This is a genomic window from Burkholderia sp. Bp9031 (assembly GCF_003857965.1).
GTDB classification, from domain to species: Bacteria; Pseudomonadota; Gammaproteobacteria; order Burkholderiales; family Burkholderiaceae; genus Burkholderia; species Burkholderia ambifaria_A.
The window spans coordinates 67,385-84,947 of sequence record NZ_QTPW01000034.1; the positions used below are offsets into that span (position 1 = coordinate 67,385).

At 67.7% G+C, this 17,563-nt stretch carries 20 protein-coding genes and 1 pseudogene; 6 read left to right on the plus strand and 15 right to left on the minus strand.

Annotated elements, in window-relative coordinates; genetic code table 11:
* Positions 1-56: 56 nt before the first annotated feature.
* Positions 57-1,217, plus strand: coding sequence for an MFS transporter (locus tag DIE15_RS30945; RefSeq protein WP_124835135.1), 1,161 nt, complete (start codon positions 57-59; stop codon positions 1,215-1,217).
* 151 nt (positions 1,218-1,368) lie between these two features.
* On the opposite strand, the gene fahA is transcribed toward DIE15_RS30945, so the two are convergent.
* Genes fahA through DIE15_RS30970 form a run of 5 tightly spaced genes read right to left on the minus strand, consistent with a single transcriptional unit; the run spans position 1,369 to position 7,326 of the window.
* Positions 1,369-2,673, minus strand: a complete 1,305-nt coding sequence (fahA, locus tag DIE15_RS30950) for a fumarylacetoacetase (RefSeq protein WP_124835136.1) — start codon at positions 2,671-2,673, stop codon at positions 1,369-1,371.
* Positions 2,670-4,004 carry a homogentisate 1,2-dioxygenase gene (hmgA, locus tag DIE15_RS30955; RefSeq protein ID WP_124835137.1) on the minus strand — a complete coding sequence of 445 codons (1,335 nt, stop codon included), beginning with the start codon at positions 4,002-4,004 and terminating at the stop codon, positions 2,670-2,672. Before hmgA ends, fahA begins: the two co-directional genes overlap by 4 nt.
* A 15-nt stretch (positions 4,005-4,019) precedes the next feature.
* Positions 4,020-5,381 carry an MFS transporter gene (locus DIE15_RS30960; RefSeq protein ID WP_124835138.1) on the minus strand — a complete coding sequence of 454 codons (1,362 nt, stop codon included), beginning with the start codon at positions 5,379-5,381 and terminating at the stop codon, positions 4,020-4,022.
* Positions 5,378-5,608, minus strand: coding sequence for a DUF2783 domain-containing protein (locus DIE15_RS30965; RefSeq protein ID WP_124496955.1), 231 nt, complete (start codon positions 5,606-5,608; stop codon positions 5,378-5,380). Before DIE15_RS30965 ends, DIE15_RS30960 begins: the two co-directional genes overlap by 4 nt.
* Before the next feature lie 41 nt (positions 5,609-5,649).
* Positions 5,650-7,326, minus strand: coding sequence for an FAD-dependent oxidoreductase (locus DIE15_RS30970; protein WP_124835139.1), 1,677 nt, complete (start codon positions 7,324-7,326; stop codon positions 5,650-5,652).
* A gap of 379 nt (positions 7,327-7,705) precedes the next feature.
* Here DIE15_RS30970 and DIE15_RS30980 point away from each other — a divergent pair, with 379 nt between their 5' ends.
* On the plus strand, positions 7,706-8,509 hold the full coding sequence (locus DIE15_RS30980) for an EAL domain-containing protein (RefSeq protein WP_057926167.1): 804 nt from the start codon (positions 7,706-7,708) through the stop codon (positions 8,507-8,509).
* 190 nt (positions 8,510-8,699) lie between these two features.
* Here the strand turns inward: DIE15_RS30980 and DIE15_RS30985 are convergent, their stop codons facing one another.
* Positions 8,700-9,110 carry a GFA family protein gene (locus DIE15_RS30985; protein ID WP_057926222.1) on the minus strand — a complete coding sequence of 137 codons (411 nt, stop codon included), beginning with the start codon at positions 9,108-9,110 and terminating at the stop codon, positions 8,700-8,702.
* 126 nt (positions 9,111-9,236) lie between these two features.
* Positions 9,237-10,028 (minus strand): IclR family transcriptional regulator, encoded by a 792-nt coding sequence (locus DIE15_RS30990; protein WP_124835140.1) that lies wholly within the window; start codon positions 10,026-10,028, stop codon positions 9,237-9,239.
* A gap of 128 nt (positions 10,029-10,156) precedes the next feature.
* On the opposite strand from DIE15_RS30990, the gene DIE15_RS30995 reads away from it, so the two are divergent.
* Entirely contained in the window at positions 10,157-11,344 is a 1,188-nt protein-coding gene (locus DIE15_RS30995) for an acyl-CoA dehydrogenase (RefSeq protein ID WP_057926169.1), read from the plus strand.
* Between the two features lie 141 nt (positions 11,345-11,485).
* Here the strand turns inward: DIE15_RS30995 and DIE15_RS31000 are convergent, their stop codons facing one another.
* Positions 11,486-12,124, minus strand: a complete 639-nt coding sequence (locus DIE15_RS31000) for a peroxiredoxin (RefSeq protein ID WP_034182833.1) — start codon at positions 12,122-12,124, stop codon at positions 11,486-11,488.
* A gap of 315 nt (positions 12,125-12,439) precedes the next feature.
* Between DIE15_RS31000 and DIE15_RS31005 the strand changes: the two genes are divergently transcribed.
* The 3 genes from DIE15_RS31005 (at position 12,440) to DIE15_RS31015 (ending at position 13,741) form a co-directional block, all read left to right on the plus strand.
* On the plus strand, positions 12,440-12,742 hold the full coding sequence (locus DIE15_RS31005) for a YqjD family protein (RefSeq protein ID WP_057926223.1): 303 nt from the start codon (positions 12,440-12,442) through the stop codon (positions 12,740-12,742).
* Between the two features lie 122 nt (positions 12,743-12,864).
* Positions 12,865-13,254: a phage holin family protein gene (locus tag DIE15_RS31010; protein WP_124835141.1), complete on the plus strand. Its 390-nt coding sequence runs from the start codon at positions 12,865-12,867 to the stop codon at positions 13,252-13,254.
* A 43-nt stretch (positions 13,255-13,297) separates the two neighbouring features.
* Positions 13,298-13,741 (plus strand): DUF3318 domain-containing protein, encoded by a 444-nt coding sequence (locus tag DIE15_RS31015; protein WP_124835142.1) that lies wholly within the window; start codon positions 13,298-13,300, stop codon positions 13,739-13,741.
* Between the two features lie 73 nt (positions 13,742-13,814).
* Here DIE15_RS31015 and DIE15_RS31020 read toward each other — a convergent pair whose 3' ends face one another.
* From DIE15_RS31020 to glyA, 7 genes and pseudogenes are all read right to left on the minus strand, one after another.
* Positions 13,815-14,267: a type IV pilin protein gene (locus DIE15_RS31020; protein WP_124835143.1), complete on the minus strand. Its 453-nt coding sequence runs from the start codon at positions 14,265-14,267 to the stop codon at positions 13,815-13,817.
* On the minus strand, positions 14,264-14,812 hold the full coding sequence (locus tag DIE15_RS31025) for a hypothetical protein (protein ID WP_124835144.1): 549 nt from the start codon (positions 14,810-14,812) through the stop codon (positions 14,264-14,266). Before DIE15_RS31025 ends, DIE15_RS31020 begins: the two co-directional genes overlap by 4 nt.
* Positions 14,813-14,921: 109 nt before the next feature.
* On the minus strand, positions 14,922-15,761 hold the full coding sequence (locus tag DIE15_RS31030; RefSeq protein ID WP_124835145.1) for a PilW family protein: 840 nt from the start codon (positions 15,759-15,761) through the stop codon (positions 14,922-14,924).
* A complete protein-coding gene (locus DIE15_RS31035; RefSeq protein WP_124835146.1) occupies positions 15,745-16,161 on the minus strand; it encodes a hypothetical protein in 417 nt (138 codons plus the stop codon). The genes DIE15_RS31030 and DIE15_RS31035 overlap by 17 nt, the downstream gene beginning before the upstream one ends.
* On the minus strand, positions 16,158-16,718 hold the full coding sequence (locus DIE15_RS31040) for a GspH/FimT family pseudopilin (protein ID WP_124835147.1): 561 nt from the start codon (positions 16,716-16,718) through the stop codon (positions 16,158-16,160). Before DIE15_RS31040 ends, DIE15_RS31035 begins: the two co-directional genes overlap by 4 nt.
* 153 nt (positions 16,719-16,871) lie before the next feature.
* Complete coding sequence (gene nrdR / locus DIE15_RS31045; RefSeq protein ID WP_006760615.1) at positions 16,872-17,351, minus strand: transcriptional regulator NrdR; 480 nt, start codon at positions 17,349-17,351, stop codon at positions 16,872-16,874.
* Between the two features lie 6 nt (positions 17,352-17,357).
* A pseudogene (glyA, locus tag DIE15_RS31050) lies at positions 17,358-17,563 on the minus strand (serine hydroxymethyltransferase); the annotation flags it as partial.

The following is a 17,563-nucleotide window of genomic DNA, read 5'->3' on the forward strand; positions in this document are numbered from 1 at the left end:
CTAGACCTGACGGCCTTCATGGACCTTTCAAGTTCCGCGGTGTAGCATCGCGGCCGATGAAAGCCATTCTCAATCGCGACTTCCTCGCACTGATCCTGAGCGTCGCGGTCGTCGGCCTCGGCACCGGCGCCACGCTGCCGCTCACCGCGCTCGCGCTGACCGAAGCCGGGCACGGCACCAACGTCGTCGGCATGCTGACGGCCGCGCAGGCACTTGGCGGCCTCGCCATCGTCCCGTTCGTCACCGCGCTCGCGCGGCGCATCGGCGCACGCCGCGCGATCGTCGTATCGGTCGTGCTGCTCGCCGCGGCCACCGCGCTGATGCAGTTCACGTCGAACCTGATCGTCTGGGGCGTGCTGCGCGTGCTGTGCGGTGCCGCGCTGATGCTGCTGTTCACGATTGGCGAGGCGTGGGTCAACCAGCTCGCCGACGATTCGACGCGCGGCCGCGTGGTCGCGATCTACGCGACCAATTTCACGCTGTTCCAGATGGCCGGCCCCGTGCTCGTCAGCCAGATCGCCGGCGCGACGAGCATCCGCTTCGCGCTGTGCGGCGCGCTGTTCCTGCTCGCGCTGCCGACGCTCGCGACGATCCGGCGCGCGCCGCTCGCCGGCGACGACGCGCATCGCGAGGAACACGATCACTGGCTCGCCGTGCTGCCACGCATGCCGGCGCTGATCATCGGCACCGGCTTCTTCGCGCTGTTCGATACGCTCGCGCTGTCGCTGCTGCCGCTCTACGCGATGGATCACGGCGTCGCGAGCGCGACCGCCGTGCTGCTCGCGTCGATCATGCTGTTTGGCGACACCGCGATGCAGTTCCCGATCGGCTGGCTCGCGGACAAGCTCGGCCGCGAACGCGTGCACCTCGGCGCCGGCTGGATCGTGCTCGCGGGCCTGCCGCTGCTGCCGTTCGTGATCGCGAATCCGTGGCTGTGCTGGCCGCTGCTGTTCGTGCTCGGCGCGGCGGCCGGCAGCATCTACACGCTGTCGCTCGTCGCGTGCGGCGAACGCTTTCGCGGCGCGGCGCTCGTCACCGCGAGCTCGCTCGTGTCGGCGTCGTGGAGCGCCGCGAGTTTCGGCGGCCCGCTGGTGGCCGGCGCATTGATGGAGCAACTGGGCAGCCACGCGCTGATCGGCGTGCTGGTCGTCTGCGTCGCCGCGTTCGTCGCGGCCGCGCTGTGGGAACGACGCGCCGCGCTGCGGCGCGCGGTCTGACGCCGGCGTAGGTCGGCGTTCGGCGTTCGGCGTGTCGGAGTGTCGACATGTCTGCGTATCACCACCGCCCGCCGCCCAAACGAAAACGGCCCGCGCAATACGGGCCGCCCTGCTCCGGCGAATCACGCGCGACGTATCGCGCCGCAGCCGGTTATGCGCTACGTGCCGGCAGGATCTTGCCGGCGCACGCCCCGAAGCCGACGCGATAGCCGTCGCCCTGGCACCAGCCCGCGAGCGTGAGCTCGTCGCCGTCCTCGATGAACGTGCGACTGCCGCCGCCATTCAGCGCGAGCGGGTCCTTGCCGTTCCACGTCAGTTCGAGCAGGCTGCCGAACGAATCCTGCGTCGGCCCGCTGATCGTGCCCGAACCCATCAGGTCGCCGACGCGCGTGTTGCAGCCCGCGACCGTGTGATGCGCGAGCTGCTGCGCCATCGTCCAGTACATGTGCTTGAAGTTGGTACGGCAGATCGACGTCGCTTCGGCGGCCCCCTCCGCGCGCAGCGTCACTTCGAGCGCGATGTCGAACGCATGCTTGCCCGTGTGCCGCAGATACGCGAGCGGCTGCGGCGACTGCTCCGGCTGCGCGGTGCGGAACGGCTCGAGCGCGTCGAGCGTGACGATCCACGGCGAGATCGTCGTCGCGAAGGTCTTCGCGTTGAACGGGCCGAGCGGCACGTATTCCCATTGCTGGATGTCGCGCGCGCTCCAGTCGTTCAGCAGCACCATCCCGAAGATGTGCGCTTCGGCATCCTCGCACGCGATCGGCTCGCCGAGCGCGTTGCCGCAGCCGACGATGAAGCCCGTCTCCAGTTCGATGTCGAGCTTGCGGCACGCGCCGAACACCGGACGCTCCTGGTCGGGCAGCTTCAGTTGCCCGTTCGGGCGCCGCACCGGCGTGCCGCTCACGACCACCGACGACGCGCGGCCGTTGTAGCCGATCGGCATCTCGGACCAGTTCGGCAACAGCGCATTCTTCGGATCACGGAACATCGAGCCGACGTTGGTCGCGTGCTCCTTCGACGAATAGAAATCGGTGTAGCCGGGAATGTCGACCGGCAGATGCAGCGTCGCGTCGCGCTGCGCGACGAGCACCTGCGCACGCAGCGAAGCGTCGTCGCGCAGCCGCGCGTCGCCGCGCGAGAACAGCGCCGACAACTGCACGCGCACGCTGCGCCATGCGTCGCGGCCGAGTGCGATGAACGGATTGAGCGTCGGCGCGGCAAATACGTCGACACCGGCCGGCAGCGTCACGAAGCCCGCACGCGCGAGCGCGGCGAGATCGACGATCTGGTCGCCGAGCGCGACGCCCGCGCGGCGCGCCGGTTGCTTCGCATCGCTGAAGATCCCGAACGGCAGGTTCTGGATCGGGAAATCGCAGGCGGGATCGTTCGCCGTGTCGACCCAGCTCTTGCGAGCCGGGTCGAGCGTCGCGCGCCAGTCTTGGGTGTCGCTCATCTTTGCTCCGGATTGAAATGTTTCTTGATGCCTTGCCAGCATTCGAAGTAGTCGGCCTGCAGCTGCGCGGTGTCGAGCGCGTAACGCGTCGGCCGGATCAGCGTGCGGGTTTCGAACATGAACGCCATCGTCGCGTCGACCTTGTGCGGCTTCGTCGTGTCGCCCGCCGACGCCTTCTCGAACGTGTCCGCGTCGGGCCCGTGGCCCGACATGCAGTTGTGCAGGCTCGCGCCGCCCGGCACGAAGCCTTCGGCCTTCGCGTCGTACGCGCCGTGCACGAGCCCCATGAACTCGCTCGCGACGTTGCGGTGGAACCACGGCGGGCGGAACGTATCCTCGGCCGCGAGCCAGCGCGGCGGGAAGATCACGAAGTCGATGGTGTCGACGCCCGGCGTGTCACTGGGCGACTGCAGCACGAGGAAGATCGACGGATCGGGATGGTCGAAGCTGATCGAGCCGATCGTGTTGAACAGGCGCAGGTCGTATTTGTACGGCGCATAGTTGCCGTGCCACGCGACGACGTCGAACGGCGAATGGCCGATGTCCGCGCGCCACAGGCGCCCGTTCAGTTTCGCGACCAGCTCGAACGCGCCTTCGCGATCCTCGTACGCGGCCTGCGGCGTCAGGAAGTCGCGCGGGTTCGCGAGCCCGTTCGAGCCGATCGGGCCGAGATCCGGCAGGCGCAGCAGCGCGCCGAAGTTCTCGCAGATATAGCCGCGCGCATCGCCGTCCGGCAGCGCGACGGAAAAGCGCACGCCGCGCGGGATCACCGCGATCTCGAACGGCTCGACGTCGAGCCGGCCGAATTCGGTCGCGATGAAGAGACGCCCCTGCTGCGGCACGATCAGCAGTTCGCCGTCCGCGCTATAGAAGAAGCGGTCCCGCATCGAGCGGTTCGCCGCATACAGGTGGATCGCGCAGCCGTTCATCGCGGCCGCCGAGCCGTTGCCGGCCATCGTCACGAGCCCTTCGACGAAATCGGTCGGCTCGACCGGCATCGGTAGCGGATCCCAACGCAGCTGGTTCGGGGGCGTCGGCGGCACGTCGGCCGAATCGCCGAACTCCGACACGAGCCGCTGCGGGCCCGTGAGCGGCTCGAACGGCCGGTGCACGGCCGCCGGCCGGATCCGGTACAGCCACGAACGGCGGTTGTGGCTGCGCGGCGCGGTAAACGCGGTGCCCGACAGTTGCTCCGCATACAGGCCGTACGGCGCGCGCTGCGGCGAGTTGCGGCCGTGCGGCAGCGCACCGGGCAGCGCCTCGGTCGCGAATTCGTTCGCGAAGCCGCTCAGGTAGCCGGCGCTTGCCGGTTTCGACAGGTCAAACGTCATCGTTTCCTTTCTCCATCAATTCATGGCGGCGTTCGGCGCCTGCGCGCCGTTGCGCCGCGTCACACCGGCCAGCCCGAGCACGAACAGCGCCGAGCACAGCACGGGCACCGCGGCCGCATGGAACAGCGCGCCGTTGGTCCAGTTGAGCGCAATCAGTTGTCCGCCGACGAGCGGCCCGAGCACCGAGCCGATCCGGCCGATGCCGAGACTCCAGCCGATGCCGGTCGAGCGCAGCGACGTCGGGTAGTACTGGCCCGCGAGTGCGTTCACGGCCGGCTGGCCACCCACCACGCAGAATCCGCCCGCGAACACGACGAGCAGCAGCCACGGCAGCGCATGCGCGACCGAGCCGATCAGCCCGACCGACACGGCCGCGCAGGCAAAGCATGCGAACAGCACGCGCACGAAGCCGTAGCGTTCGATGAACCAGCCGAGCGACAGCGTGCCGATCACGCCGCCCGTCTGCAGCACCGTGCCGACGATCACCGCCGTGCCGGGCGAGTAACCCGCGTCGCGCATCACGGTCGGCAGCCAGTTCGACAGGAAGTACAGGTCGATCAGGTTCATGAAGCTGATGGCCCACAACAGCAGCGTGACCGGCAGGCGTCCGTGGCTGAACAGCTCGGCGACCGGCGCGCCGGTTGCGGCTCGCTCGCGCACGACGAGGCGCGTGTTCGCATCGATGCCGGCCTGCGGCGCGAAGCGCGCGAGCCAGTCGCGTGCCTGCGCATCGCGCCCTTTCAGCACGAGGAACTGCAGCGACTCGGGCAGCCGTGCGAGCATCGCGATCGTCAGCACGAGCGGCACCGCGCCGCCGACGAAAAACACCGAGCGCCAGCCGAGCGCCGGAATCAGCGCGGCGCTGATGAAACCGCCGAGCGCGGCGCCGAGCGTGAAGCCGCACGACACGATCATCATCCGCTTCACGCGATGCGTGGCCGGGCTGAACTCGCCGACCAGCGCCATCGCGTTCGGCATGATGCAGCCGAGGCCGAGGCCCGTGACGAAGCGCAGCGCCATCAGCACCGGGATCGAACCCGCGAACGGCGTCGCGAGCATCGTCACCGCGAAAAACAGCGTCGAGCCGATCAGCACCGGGCGCCGCCCGATCCGGTCGGCGAGTACCGACAGTCCGAGCGCGCCGAGCAGCATCCCGAACAGGCTCGCGCTGAACACGGGCCCAAGCGCCTGCTTCGGCACACCCCATTCGGCGATCACGCTCGGTGCGACATAACCCATCGCCTGCGCATCGAAACCGTCGATCACGAGGCACAGCCCGCACAACGCGAGCAGCATCCAGTGAAAGCCCGGGCAATGGGTCTCGTCGATCACGCGCTCGACTTCGAGCACGCGCGCATCGGCCGGCGCCGCGCTCATTGCGCCACCTCGGCGGCCGGATGCACGGGCGGGCTCACGCCCTGGCGCGCGAGCGCCATCGCTTCGCGCAGCACGTCGGCGTCGCCGATCTGGTTCGCGAGCAGCAGGATCAGCTTCGCGTTGACGAGTTGGCTGTCGGCGTCCGACAGGTCGCGATGCATGTCGATCAGCGCTTCGTAGAACGCGTCCGGATCGGCCAGGCGCGGGCGGGTATCGAGTCGGGGCATGACGGGGGTCTCCGGTGTCGTTGTCGGGTCCAATGCGGTGTTCAGCGTGCGCAGGTCGCGCGCGCCAGTGCGTCGGCGATCGCCTGACGATCGAGCGCGCGCATCCGGGCGCACACATGCTGATCGGGGCGCAGCAGGTAGAACGTGCCGGGCCGCGCGTCGTAGCGTTGCGCGGCAAAACCGTCGACGTCCTCCACGACGTCGACACCGGCCACCGGTTGCGCATGCCCGGCCGGCACGACCAGCACGGGCCGCACCGGCAGCGCGAGGCCGTCGAGCACCTGCGCGAGCGCGGCCGCGTCTCCCGGCAGCCCGAACAGCACGCCCGCGAAGCCATCGCCCAGATGCGGCAGCAGCCAACCCGACGCCCCCTGCGTGCGCACCGGCGCATCGGCCGCCGCCGCGCCCGGGCGCATCGCGCACGTGAACGCGTCGCCGTTGCGGTCCGGCGTGTTCAGCGGCGAATCGGCCAGCACGGCCGGCACCGACAGGCGGCCGCTGTTCACCAGCTTGCGTGCGAACTCGCAGTCGCGTGCGAGCTTCAGCGTCGCGTCGCGGAACACGCGCGACACCGCGCTCTTCGGCGTGATGAAGTCGGTCGAGCGCGTCGAATTGCGGATGTTCTCGTCGGCCGCGAACTCGCGCTCGCTCGCATAGGTGTCGAGCAGGCGATCGTCCGCGCGGCCGTCGAGCACGAGCTTCAGCTTCCACGCGAGGTTGTCCGCATCCTGCACGCCGCTGTTCGCGCCGCGCGCGCCGAACGGCGACACGCCGTGCGCGGAATCGCCCGCGAACAGCACGCGGCCGTGACGGAACGTATCCATCCGCTGGCAGCGGAACGTATAGACGCTCACCCATTCCAGTTCGAACTCGACCTCCGGCCCGAGCAGCGCACGCACGCGCGGAATCACGCGCTCCGGCTGCTTCTCGGCGACCGGATCGGCGTCCCAGCCGAGCTGGAAGTCGATGCGCCACACGTTGTCGGGCTGGCGATGCAGCAGCACCGACTGGTTGCGGTGAAACGGCGGGTCGAACCAGAACCAGCGCTCGGTCGGGAATTCCGCCTTCATCTTCACGTCGGCGATCAGGAAGCGATCCTTGAACGTGCGGCCGCGGCTCTCGAGGCCCATCGCCGCGCGCATCGGGCTGCGCGAGCCGTCGGCCGCGATCACGTACTGCGCGCGCAGCGTCTCGATGCCTTCCGGCGTCTCGACGGTCAGCGCCGCGTGGTCCGCCGACTGCGCGACGCCCGTCACCTTGTGCTTCCAGCGGATCTCGAGGTTCGGCAGTTCGAACGCGCGCTCGGCCAGGTAGCCTTCGACGTAGTACTGCTGCAGGTTGATGAACGCGGGGCGCGCATGCCCTTCCTCGGGCAGCAGGTCGAACGCGTAGAGCTGTTCGTCCTGCAGGAACACCTTGCCGACGTGCCAGCTCACGCCCTTGTCGACAAAGCGCTCGCCGCAGCCGAGCCGGTCGAAGATCTCGAGCGTGCGCTTCGCGAAGCAGATCGCGCGCGAGCCCGTCGACAGCGTGTCGTCGTCGTCGAGCAGCACGACCGGCACGCCTTGCTGCGCCAGATCGATCGCGGCCGACAGGCCCACCGGGCCCGCGCCGACGACGATCACCGGATGGATGGCCGCGTCATGGCCGGCAGCCCGCATCGCGCGCGGCCGGTACTCGAACTTCAGCGTCTGGTAATCGATGCTCATGGTCGCCATCCGCTCCTCAGCCCTGCCGCGCGCACGCCGGCGCGCGCAGCGTCGCTCCGCCCGCGCACGTTGCCCGCCGCTGCCGCGGCCCGCCCTGCTCAGCCCACTTCCTGTCAACCGCCACGTCTCGCTCCTTGCTTCCTGTTGATCCGATTCGGGAAACGGCGCCGTTCCCGACGCCCGAACGCCGCTTTTCTTGATCGGCGACAAATCCTTGGATTTACGAATAGTAAAACCAATTACGAATAGTGAAATCAACGTAAACCCTAGCCATCGTCTCAAGGACGGGATAACCATATGAGCGAAACGCCAAGCCGAGCCGGGCGCGCACTGCTAATATCAAGACATGAGGCGGCCCTTTCGGCCGCCATTTTTCCTTGCCAAGCCGATGATTCCGCCCAACATTCCCGAGCTGGTCGCCCGTGCCGGGCAACTGCCTTATCTGCGGGAACACCTCGCGCTTGCCGACGGCGGCACCGCGTGCGCGAATCTGCCCGAGCGCACGCTCGCGAGTGCCTACGAACCGATCTACGACGTGACGATGCCCGGCGCACCACAGTCGACGTCGTTCGCGGATGCGATCGAGCGCTACGGCGACGAACTCGGCTTCCAGGCCGTCACGCTGGCCACGGGTGCGCCGCACGATCCGGTCGACTCGGCCGTCGACGATCAGACGCTCGTCGCGATCGACCGGCTGTCGCGCGCGCTGCATGCGATCAACTTCTTCGGCGCGCAACGCCACGGGCTGCTGTTCCTGCGCGTGCACGAGCGGCTGCTCAAGAGCGTGAAGTACGACCACGGCAAGCATTTCTCGTCGGTGCTGCAGCGTTTCGGGCTGCCGGCCGAGCGGATCGTGATCGAGCTGCCGTCGGTCGCGGTCGCGCACAAGACCTTCCTCGGCTACCTGACGCGCAGCTACCAGCATCACGGCTTCAAGGTCGCGGACAAGCTGCCCGACCCGGGCCGGATCCTCGCGGTCGAATCGGAGATGGCACGGCCCGACTACATCAAGATAGATGCGGGCATCGCGCTGCGCGACGGGATGGTGAAGGCGCTGGTCGCGTATGCGCAGCGCGTGCGGATTCCGCTGATCTTCGACGGCGTCGTCGACGAGACGCAGTGCGAGCTGCTGCGCCAGCACGACGTGCGGTTCATGCAGGGGCCGGTGTTCGCGAAGGTCGTCACGGCCTGAGCCGGACGGGTGACAGGCGCGCGCGGGGCGCGCCGCGCCGGATGGCGGATTCCGATGGTGTATGGCTTCGGGAATCGTGTGTCAGCGGGCAGCGTCACGCGATGCCGGCCGGTTTCCTGTCCGTTCGTGCGGAACGGGCGAATGCGCTTGATCGCGGGTTCGATCCCGGCGCATCGCCGCTTCCGGCCGCCTACGCTCGTCCACCGTCGTCGTATTTCGGCAGATCGTCGTCGATCTCGATGCCCGGGAAACGATCCCCGTACCAGACATGCCACGCGGGACGCAGCCGCGACGGCTCGTCGAGCGTCGCGGAGTTGATTTCCACGGTCGTCGGCGCATCGGCCAGCCGGTACTCGAGCTGCGCGCCGCAGCGGCCGCAGAAGCGCCGCTCGCCCCACGCGCTCGACGCATAGACCGTCGGCTCGCCCTGCAGGTACTCGAATGCGTCGATCGGCACCGATGCCGACGCGACGACCGCCGCACCTGTCGTGCGCTGGCAGAGCCGGCAATGGCAGAAACCGGCGTCGGCCGGAATGCCGGCGATCCGGTAGCGGATCGCACCGCATGCGCAACCGCCTTCCATCGTTTCCGGATGTGGCATCGCGAACCTCGTCATCGTCGGGAAGCTGGCGAACGATGATGAGCGCCGTTCACGCGCGATGCAACCGGCGGCCACGCGCTTCTCCGTTCCGGAGAACCGGCAACGCACCGGCGCGCCGCGCCCGTCTCAGGCCGTCTGCCCGAGCCGCTGCGCGAGCGCCTTCAGCTTCGGCCCGACCTGCGTGCGGAACACGTCCTCGTCCATCGACGACGCGGGCCCGCTGCAGCTCAGGATCAGCCAGCGCCCTTCGCGCGGCTCGCGAAACGGCACGGCCGCCGCATTCACGTCCATGTGCCACGCGCGAAACGAATAACAGCATCCGCCGTCGGAGAACTCGGCCACCGCATGCTGCGCGGCCGCGACGAGCGCATCCGCGTCGGCCGCGCCGCCGGCTGCCCGGTGCAGGTCCGCATAGAGCGCGCGGCGCACGTCCTCCGGCTGCACGGCCAGGTAAGCGCGCCCCATCGAGCTCGTCAGCATCGACAGCCGCGAGCCGGGCGCGAGCCCGAGCGTCAGCGCGGTTTCGCTGCGGATCGTCTCCAGGTAGATCATGTCGAGCCCGTCGCGGCAGCCGAGCGACACGGCCGCGCCGATCTCGCGCGCGAGCGCCTGCATGTGCGGCCGCGCGAGATCGATCGTCCCCGAGCCGGACAGCAGCGCGTAGCCGAGCGACAGCACGCCAGCGTCGAGCGCATACTTTCCGAGCGTCTCGTCGTAGCGCAGGTAGCCGAGCACGGTCAGCGTGTAGGCGAGCCGGTTCACCGTCGCCTTCGGCAGCCCGGTGCGCTCCGCGAAGTCGCGATTGCCCAGCATCGTCTCGCCGGGCCGGAATGCGCGCAGCAGGTCGAGCCCGCGCGCGAGCGCAACGACGAACTTGCGTTCGTCGATCGTGATTTCGTCGATGGTTGAAAGCGTCATGGGATGCTACACTGGGTTCGATTTGCAAAACATTGTTCCGCACAGCGGAACTTCAGTCAAGCGAACTTTAGACACCGGGCCGGGCGGCGAAGCGCCAGCCCGGGACCTGACAGACAGGAGATGACACGATGGGCGCCGCAACTTTTCATTGGGACGATCCGCTGCTGCTCGACCAGCAACTGACCGAAGAAGAGCGGATGGTGCGCGATGCCGCGCACGCATACGCGCAGGACAAGCTCGCGCCGCGCGTCACCGAGGCGTTCCGCCATGAACGCACCGACGCCGAGATCTTCCGCGAGATGGGTGAAGTCGGCCTGCTCGGCCCGACGATTCCGGAAGAATACGGCGGCCCTGGTCTCAATTACGTGAGCTACGGCCTGATCGCGCGCGAAGTCGAGCGCGTCGACTCCGGCTACCGCTCGATGATGTCCGTGCAGTCGTCGCTCGTGATGGTGCCGATCTTCGAATTCGGCTCCGACGCGCAGAAGCAGAAATACCTGCCGAAGCTCGTGACCGGCGAATGGATCGGCTGCTTCGGGCTGACCGAGCCGAACCACGGCTCCGACCCGGGCAGCATGGTCACGCGCGCGAAGAAGGTGCCCGGCGGTTATTCGCTGTCCGGCGCGAAGATGTGGATCACCAACTCGCCGATCGCCGACGTGTTCGTCGTGTGGGCAAAGCTGGAAGAAGACGGCAAGGACGCGATCCGCGGCTTCATCCTCGAAAAAGGCTGGAAGGGCCTGTCCGCGCCGGCGATCCACGGCAAGGTCGGGCTGCGTGCGTCGATCACCGGCGAGATCGTCCTCGACGAGGTGTTCGTGCCCGAAGAGAACCTGATGCCGAACGTGAGCGGCCTGCGCGGCCCGTTCACGTGCCTGAACTCGGCACGCTACGGCATCGCGTGGGGCGCGCTCGGCGCGGCCGAGTCGTGCTGGCACACCGCGCGCCAGTACGTGCTCGATCGCAAGCAGTTCGGCCGGCCGCTCGCCGCGAACCAGCTGATCCAGAAGAAGCTCGCCGACATGCAGACCGAGATCACGCTCGGCCTGCAGGGCGTGCTGCGTCTCGGCCGGATGAAGGACGAAGGCACGGCGGCCGTCGAGATTACGTCGATCATGAAGCGCAACTCGTGCGGCAAGGCGCTCGACATCGCGCGGCTCGCGCGCGACATGCTCGGCGGCAACGGCATCTCGGACGAATTCGGCGTCGCGCGCCACCTCGTGAACCTCGAGGTGGTCAACACGTACGAAGGCACGCACGACATCCACGCGCTGATCCTCGGCCGCGCGCAAACGGGCATCCAGGCATTCTTCTGATCATTCGCGTCCGATACGCGGCTGCGCTTCGCGTCGCATCGCACACGCTGAAACGACACGGCCCGCCCGGCATCACTGCCGGGCGGGCCGTTTGCATCGGCGCGCGCGTGCGTCACGCGCCGCCGATTTGGCAGCCGCTGCTTACTTGTTCGGCTGCGGCGTGAGGCGCAGGTACGGACGCACGGCGTTGAAACCCTTCGGGAAGCGTTTCTTCAGCTCTTCCGGATCCTGCAGCGACGGCACGATCACGACGTCGTCGCCATCCTTCCAGTTGCCGGGCGTCGCGACCTTGTAGTTGTCGGTCAGTTGCAGCGAGTCGATCACGCGCAGCACTTCGTCGAAGTTACGTCCCGTGCTGGCCGGATAGGTGATGGTGAGCCGCACCTTCTTGTTCGGGTCGATCACGAACAGCGAGCGCACCGTCAGCGTTTCGTTCGCGTTCGGGTGGATCATGTCGTACAGCTGCGAAACCTTGCGGTCCGCGTCGGCGATGATCGGGAAACCGACGACCGTCGACTGCGTTTCGTTGATATCGTTGATCCAGCCCTTGTGCGATTCGACGCCGTCGACCGACAGCGCGATCACCTTCACGTTACGTTTCTCGAATTCGCCCTTCAGCTTCGAGGTCAACCCGAGTTCAGTCGTGCACACCGGCGTGTAGTCGGCCGGGTGCGAGAACAGAACGCCCCAGCTGTCGCCCAGCCACTCGTGAAACTTGATGGGACCCAGGCTCGATTCCTGCTCGAAATCCGGTGCGATGTCACCAAGACGCAGACTCATGATGTTCCCTCCTCGAACGATGCTGGTTAAAACCGCGCGCGATCGGCGCGGGACAGTCCATCAGCTTACCGGGAAGCAATGGGCCGCGCGAACGATTATTCCGTTTGATATTCATACTTTTTTGTCATTTTTACCCGATGCCGGAGCAGGACGGACGGCCGCGATGGAAACTTTTCGCACGGTTTGCGGCTCTGTTGATGATTACGAGTCGTTTACCATGCGGTCTTGCACCGCCGTGTGTCTTCCCGGCTCGCCAGCAGGCAGGGGTTTCGCTACGATATGAACCTGCAGCATGACAGCATGAAGGGAGTTGCAATGTCGGAAATCAACAAGGAGAAACTGATGTCGGATATCAAAACCGTTCTCGCGGACGCCGAGGATCTGCTCAAGCAGGCAGCGAGCAGCACGGGCGACCGTGCGGCCGAGCTGCGCGAGAAAGCCATGTCGCGCCTGAAGCAGGCCAAGGAAAAGGCAACCGACGTTCAGGTCGTGGTGGTCGAGAAAGGCAAGAAGGCCGCACGCGCGACCGACGATTACGTGCACGAGCATCCGTGGACGTCGATCAGCATCGCCGCCGGCGTCGGCGTGCTGATCGGTCTGCTGATCAACCGCAAGTAACGCGCTCAGCGCCGTTCCGCCCCATGTGCCGCCCGGGCGGTACATGGGCGCCGAAGCCAGCCGGTGGTTCGCCACCGGCTGCTTTGACTTAGCCGCTCACTGCGCGCGCAAGCGCCTCATCCATGACGACAGACACTCACCCGCAGCCGTCCGGCCAGGGACCGCTGCGCCGCCTCGTCGGCTCCGCGATCGGCCTCCTGCAAACGCGCCTCGAACTGGTGGGCATCGAGCTCGCCGAGGAGAAGGAACGCCTGATGGGCGTGCTGTTCCTCGGGCTCGCGGCCATGATGCTCGCGACGATGGCACTGATCAGCCTGACCGTGCTCGTCGCGATCGCGTTCTGGGACACCTATCGCTGGCAGTCGCTCGCGGCCATCACCGCGCTGTACGCGATCGCCGGCATCGCATGTGCGCTGAGGGCGCGTTCGGGCCTGCGCGAAGCGCCGACCGTGTTCGAAGCCACGCTCGCCGAGCTCGAGAAAGACCGCGAAATTTTCCGCGGCAAGCCATGAACGCAGTCGCGCTCACCCCTCTCACCTATTTCGCCGACGCGCCATGAGCCAGAACGTCACGGGCAATTCACCCCGCCCCCATTCGTCGCGATCGAACTGGAGCGCGTCGCAGCATCGCGCGCTCCGCAAGGAATTGCTGATCCTGCGATCCGAGGTCGAGCGGCTCGAACTTGCCGAAGCCGCCACCGAAATGCGCCACGCCGTCACGCGCTTCAGCTGGCTCAAGGTGTTCATTCCCGGCATGTCGAGCGGCAAGTTCAGCCAGTCCGCCAAGAACCTGAATGCGAGCCTCGGCCAACTCGTGAACCAGTATCCGATGTTGAGTTCGCTCGCATCGCTCGTGCTGGCGAAACCCGTTCGCTCGCTTCTGCGCGCGAGCGCGGGCCCCGCGCTGAAGTGGGGCACCGTCGGCTTCGCCGCGTGGGAGGTCTACCGGATCTGGAAACAGTCGCGCGACGAGCGCGAAACTGCCGCGAGCGACGACTGACACGTAACGACAGACGCGCACGGCCCCACGCCGTTGCGCGTGTTTCGCGCGTTTTCCGTGCGTTGTCGCGCGATCAACGCACGCCCCAGCATGTCCGGTCCCGTACATCGGTCTCCCCGTCATTCGATCCCGCATTGCCTTTCGTCCCGTCCGAACGCAGCGTGAATGCGCCGCATGCGTCGTCGCGCATCGGGCCTGCATCGAGCGGGCTCGCAACGAGTTCGTAGACGACCGGCGCATCGTCGCCAACCGATCGTTGCAGCGCCACGCGATAGACTGCCGGCCCGTCCGGCGGCGCCTGCGCATATGCGTCCGGCAACGTCCGTGGTGGTGGGCCGTCGAGCGTTTCGAGATACTGGGCGGCGCGATACAGTGCGGCAACCGCGGATGCGCGATGCGCGCGAGCGACATGCTCGCGATACGAAGGAATACCCCACGCGGCCAGCACGGCGACGATCGCGAGCACGATCATCAGTTCGAGCAACGTGAACGCCGCCGATCGGCGCATCAGCGCAGGCCGTTTCATCGATGCACCGCCGCGGCGCGACGCCAGCGCTGCGCAACGATGCGTCCATCGCGCAGCGCAACCTGGCTCTGCAGCCAGACCACGCTCGACGCATGGCCGCCGACGCCACGTGCGGTCACGAGGTAAGCGCGACTACCTTGCGGACCGACGCGTCGCCAGGCTTCGATCAGGCAACGCGGCGGCTGCGCCGCCATCGGCCAGGACGCGAACGGGGCGAACGCTTCGGCGGCGCCCAGCGCAGGCGTTCGCCGCCATGCATCCGGCTCAGCGGATGATGCCGGTTCGTCCATGTACGGCGCGCCGCCGCGAAGCAATCGCGCAGTGCAGGCTGTCAGTGCCGCATCGGCCGCGTGAAACGCAATCAGCCGGTCGGACAGTGCACGCGTGCGGCGGGATTCCGTCAGTGCGGATTCGAACCACGTGCCGGTGAGCGCGGCGACCGCTGCGCCGACCGCGATCACGGCAGGCAACGCAAGGCCCGCGTCGCGACGCCACCTGCGAGTGCCGGACAGAATGCGCGTGTGCACTGCTCCGCAGCTCAACATGAGGCCTCCGCCGCGCGCTGCGGGCCGCAGGGCGACATGGCACGCGCGCGTTTTGCCCGACTTGTCGCGACTTGCATCGCAAGCTCGTCGATGAATCCGTTGGCGTGGGTCATCGCAACGCCTGTTGGTCCTGCGGCGTGTCGCGGGCAGGATCGGCGAATGCGACCGCGGCATTCCGCAACGCAACGATTCGATGCAGCACCAGACGCGCGCGACCATCCGGCGACGCGGCCGTGCGGCCGTCGCAATCGACATGACGCACGGGCTCGCGCATCGGTTCGCCACGCGCCCGCACGCACACGTGCACGGCGATGACATCGTGCCAGTCGCCTGCGCCAATCGCCTCCGCGTCGACGAACTGCGCGCCTTCGCGACGCAGGTAGCGCATGCGCAGCTGGTCGATGCCGGACACGAGGGGTTGCGGCGTACCGGGGCGCCCGCTTCCTTCGCAGTACAGCTCGGGCTCGCCCGTCGACGGACTGACATGCGCGTCGAAACGGTTTTCCACGAGCGGCCGCTCACCGGGAGCCCCGACACCTTGTCCGAGACAATCCGATACGTGTGAGCCGACCGTCAGCCACGTCGACACGGCATCCCCGACATACCGAACCAGCACCGCATCCGACGCTGCGCGCACGGCTTCGCAGCGCACCTGTGCGCCGTCGCCTCGCACGCGCCCCGCGGAACAACCAAACACCGGCGGCAACGATGACGGCCCTTCGACATCGAGCGGGCGAAACCCGGCCATCTGGATCTGCTGGCCGATCAGCATCAATGCGGTGGCGGCCGCATCGCGCATCCGGAACCCGTCTTCCGCCTGCCGCTGCGCGACGCGCTGGGCGTGATACAGCGCACCGGCGGCGGCAAGCACGAGCAGACCGACGATCATCGCGATCAGCACTTCGAGCAGCGTATGCGCGCGGCTGCGGCGCTCAGTGTTCAACCGCATCGATCTCGGCCTCCCGAAACGGAATCCGCACGCACGACGGCGGCTTCACCGTTGCCCCGGCACCTTCGCATCGCGCCGACGCCGCCGCGTCCGCATCGCGCCAGCCAACTATCACGTACCGGATGCCGCCCGGCCCATGATCGAGCGTCATCGCGCCACCCGGCAACGATGCGGCCGCAAGCGCCGCGATGCCGTCGTCGGCACCCGCCGCTGCGTGCCGGCCTTCGATGCATGCGTCGGCCAGCCACAGCGCGCGTTCACGCCAGATCGTCGCTCGCTGCGCGCGCGTCATCGCGAGCTGGCTGCCGGCCACGGCCAGCATCACGGCTGCGAGCAGCGCAATGGCCAGCACCGCTTCGAGCAGCGACGTACCGTGCATCGACTTGTACGGATGCTTCATGCCGCGTCGCAACGCCCGGCGACGACGCGCGCCCGACCGCCCGCCGCGATCCGGATGCAACGCGATACGTGTGCATCATCGCCGGGCAGCGCGCGCTGCGGACGCAATTCGAAACGCCTGATCCCGCCGAGCACCTGGCCCGCCGGCGGTGCAAACGCCAGATCGTGTGCAGCGCCCGCGACGGCGATGTCGGCATCGCGCGGATAGCGCCGCAGCACGCGCGATTGCCCGTCGAACTGCCCGCTGACGATCCAGCCGCACGACCATTCCGCCGGGTCGCACCGCTCGCCGGGACGCACGCAGTCGCCGTCGCGCCCGGCCCTGCACAGCGTGACGCGCACGCCGAGACGCGTCGCCTCGGTGCGCGCGAACGACAGTGCACCGAGCAGCGCGCGAGAGCGGGCGTCCACGCGTTCGCGCATGCGCCACTGATCGAATGCGGGTGCTGCGTAAAGTCCGATCGCGGCCGCGAGCGCGATCGCGACCATCAGCTCGACGAGCGTGAAACCGCCGCAGCGTCGCAAGCTTTTTTCAACGGCCTGCCGGTGCAATTCCATTGCCATCGCCCTCCGTCAACGTGATGCGACGACTGTAGCGACGCGAGCGAACGCGCGCCATTGGCCGAACGGCCGACTGGCGACATGCGATCGCGACCGACACAATCGGTGCGAACTGAACCCACGGAGAAGACGATGAACGAACGCAGCGCGTCAGCGCTTACGTGGAGGCTTGGAGGGGGACGCGCGACGGAACTCTTCGATCACGTCGGCAAATTCGGACACATCCTCGAACCGGCGGTAAACCGATGCGAAACGGACATAGGCAATCGTATCGAGACCGCGCAACTCGTTCATCACGAGTTCGCCGAGCTTCTCGCTACGCACTTCACGCTCGCCGGTCGCGAGCAGTTGATATTCGATGCGGGCGACCGCCGCGTCGATCGCGTCAGCGGCAACCGGCCGCTTGCGCAGCGCGAGTTGCATGCTGGCGACGATCTTGCGACGGTCGAATTCCGTGCGGCTGCCGTCCTTCTTCACGACGGCCGGCAGGTTCAGCTCGACCCGCTCGTACGTCGTGAAGCGCTTGTCGCAAGCCGAGCAGCGACGGCGCCGACGAATCGCGGCGCCATCTTCGGACACGCGCGAGTCGACGACCTGCGTGTCTTCATGCCGGCAGAACGGGCAGCGCATGCTGGATTAGCGATAGACCGGGAAACGCTTGGTCAGCTCGGCCACTTGCGCGCGCACGCGCTCGAGCGTCGCCGCATCTTCCGACGCTTCCAGCACGTCGGCGATCAGGTTGCCGACCTGCTCCGCTTCCGCCGTGCCGAAGCCGCGCGTCGTCATCGCCGGCGAACCCAGGCGGATGCCGCTCGTCACGAACGGCTTTTCCGGATCGTTCG

What these genes read in the sequence shown, in the direction of transcription:
- DIE15_RS31015 (WP_124835142.1), top strand. Translation starts at nt 13,298, where the DNA reads ATGAGCCAGAACGTCACGGGCAATTCACCCCGCCCCCATTCGTCGCGA.
- DIE15_RS31000 (WP_034182833.1), bottom strand. Translation starts at nt 12,124, where the DNA reads ATGAGTCTGCGTCTTGGTGACATCGCACCGGATTTCGAGCAGGAATCG.
- DIE15_RS31020 (WP_124835143.1), bottom strand. Translation starts at nt 14,267, where the DNA reads ATGAAACGGCCTGCGCTGATGCGCCGATCGGCGGCGTTCACGTTGCTC.
- DIE15_RS30985 (WP_057926222.1), bottom strand. Translation starts at nt 9,110, where the DNA reads ATGCCACATCCGGAAACGATGGAAGGCGGTTGCGCATGCGGTGCGATC.
- DIE15_RS31025 (WP_124835144.1), bottom strand. Translation starts at nt 14,812, where the DNA reads ATGTTGAGCTGCGGAGCAGTGCACACGCGCATTCTGTCCGGCACTCGC.
- fahA (WP_124835136.1), bottom strand. Translation starts at nt 2,673, where the DNA reads ATGAGCGACACCCAAGACTGGCGCGCGACGCTCGACCCGGCTCGCAAG.
- hmgA (WP_124835137.1), bottom strand. Translation starts at nt 4,004, where the DNA reads ATGACGTTTGACCTGTCGAAACCGGCAAGCGCCGGCTACCTGAGCGGC.
- DIE15_RS31030 (WP_124835145.1), bottom strand. Translation starts at nt 15,761, where the DNA reads ATGCGGTTGAACACTGAGCGCCGCAGCCGCGCGCATACGCTGCTCGAA.
- DIE15_RS30970 (WP_124835139.1), bottom strand. Translation starts at nt 7,326, where the DNA reads ATGGCGACCATGAGCATCGATTACCAGACGCTGAAGTTCGAGTACCGG.
- DIE15_RS30995 (WP_057926169.1), top strand. Translation starts at nt 10,157, where the DNA reads ATGGGCGCCGCAACTTTTCATTGGGACGATCCGCTGCTGCTCGACCAG.
- DIE15_RS31040 (WP_124835147.1), bottom strand. Translation starts at nt 16,718, where the DNA reads ATGGAATTGCACCGGCAGGCCGTTGAAAAAAGCTTGCGACGCTGCGGC.
- DIE15_RS30960 (WP_124835138.1), bottom strand. Translation starts at nt 5,381, where the DNA reads ATGAGCGCGGCGCCGGCCGATGCGCGCGTGCTCGAAGTCGAGCGCGTG.
- DIE15_RS30990 (WP_124835140.1), bottom strand. Translation starts at nt 10,028, where the DNA reads ATGACGCTTTCAACCATCGACGAAATCACGATCGACGAACGCAAGTTC.
- DIE15_RS31005 (WP_057926223.1), top strand. Translation starts at nt 12,440, where the DNA reads ATGTCGGAAATCAACAAGGAGAAACTGATGTCGGATATCAAAACCGTT.
- DIE15_RS31010 (WP_124835141.1), top strand. Translation starts at nt 12,865, where the DNA reads ATGACGACAGACACTCACCCGCAGCCGTCCGGCCAGGGACCGCTGCGC.
- DIE15_RS30965 (WP_124496955.1), bottom strand. Translation starts at nt 5,608, where the DNA reads ATGCCCCGACTCGATACCCGCCCGCGCCTGGCCGATCCGGACGCGTTC.
- DIE15_RS30945 (WP_124835135.1), top strand. Translation starts at nt 57, where the DNA reads ATGAAAGCCATTCTCAATCGCGACTTCCTCGCACTGATCCTGAGCGTC.
- DIE15_RS31035 (WP_124835146.1), bottom strand. Translation starts at nt 16,161, where the DNA reads ATGAAGCATCCGTACAAGTCGATGCACGGTACGTCGCTGCTCGAAGCG.
- nrdR (WP_006760615.1), bottom strand. Translation starts at nt 17,351, where the DNA reads ATGCGCTGCCCGTTCTGCCGGCATGAAGACACGCAGGTCGTCGACTCG.
- DIE15_RS30980 (WP_057926167.1), top strand. Translation starts at nt 7,706, where the DNA reads ATGATTCCGCCCAACATTCCCGAGCTGGTCGCCCGTGCCGGGCAACTG.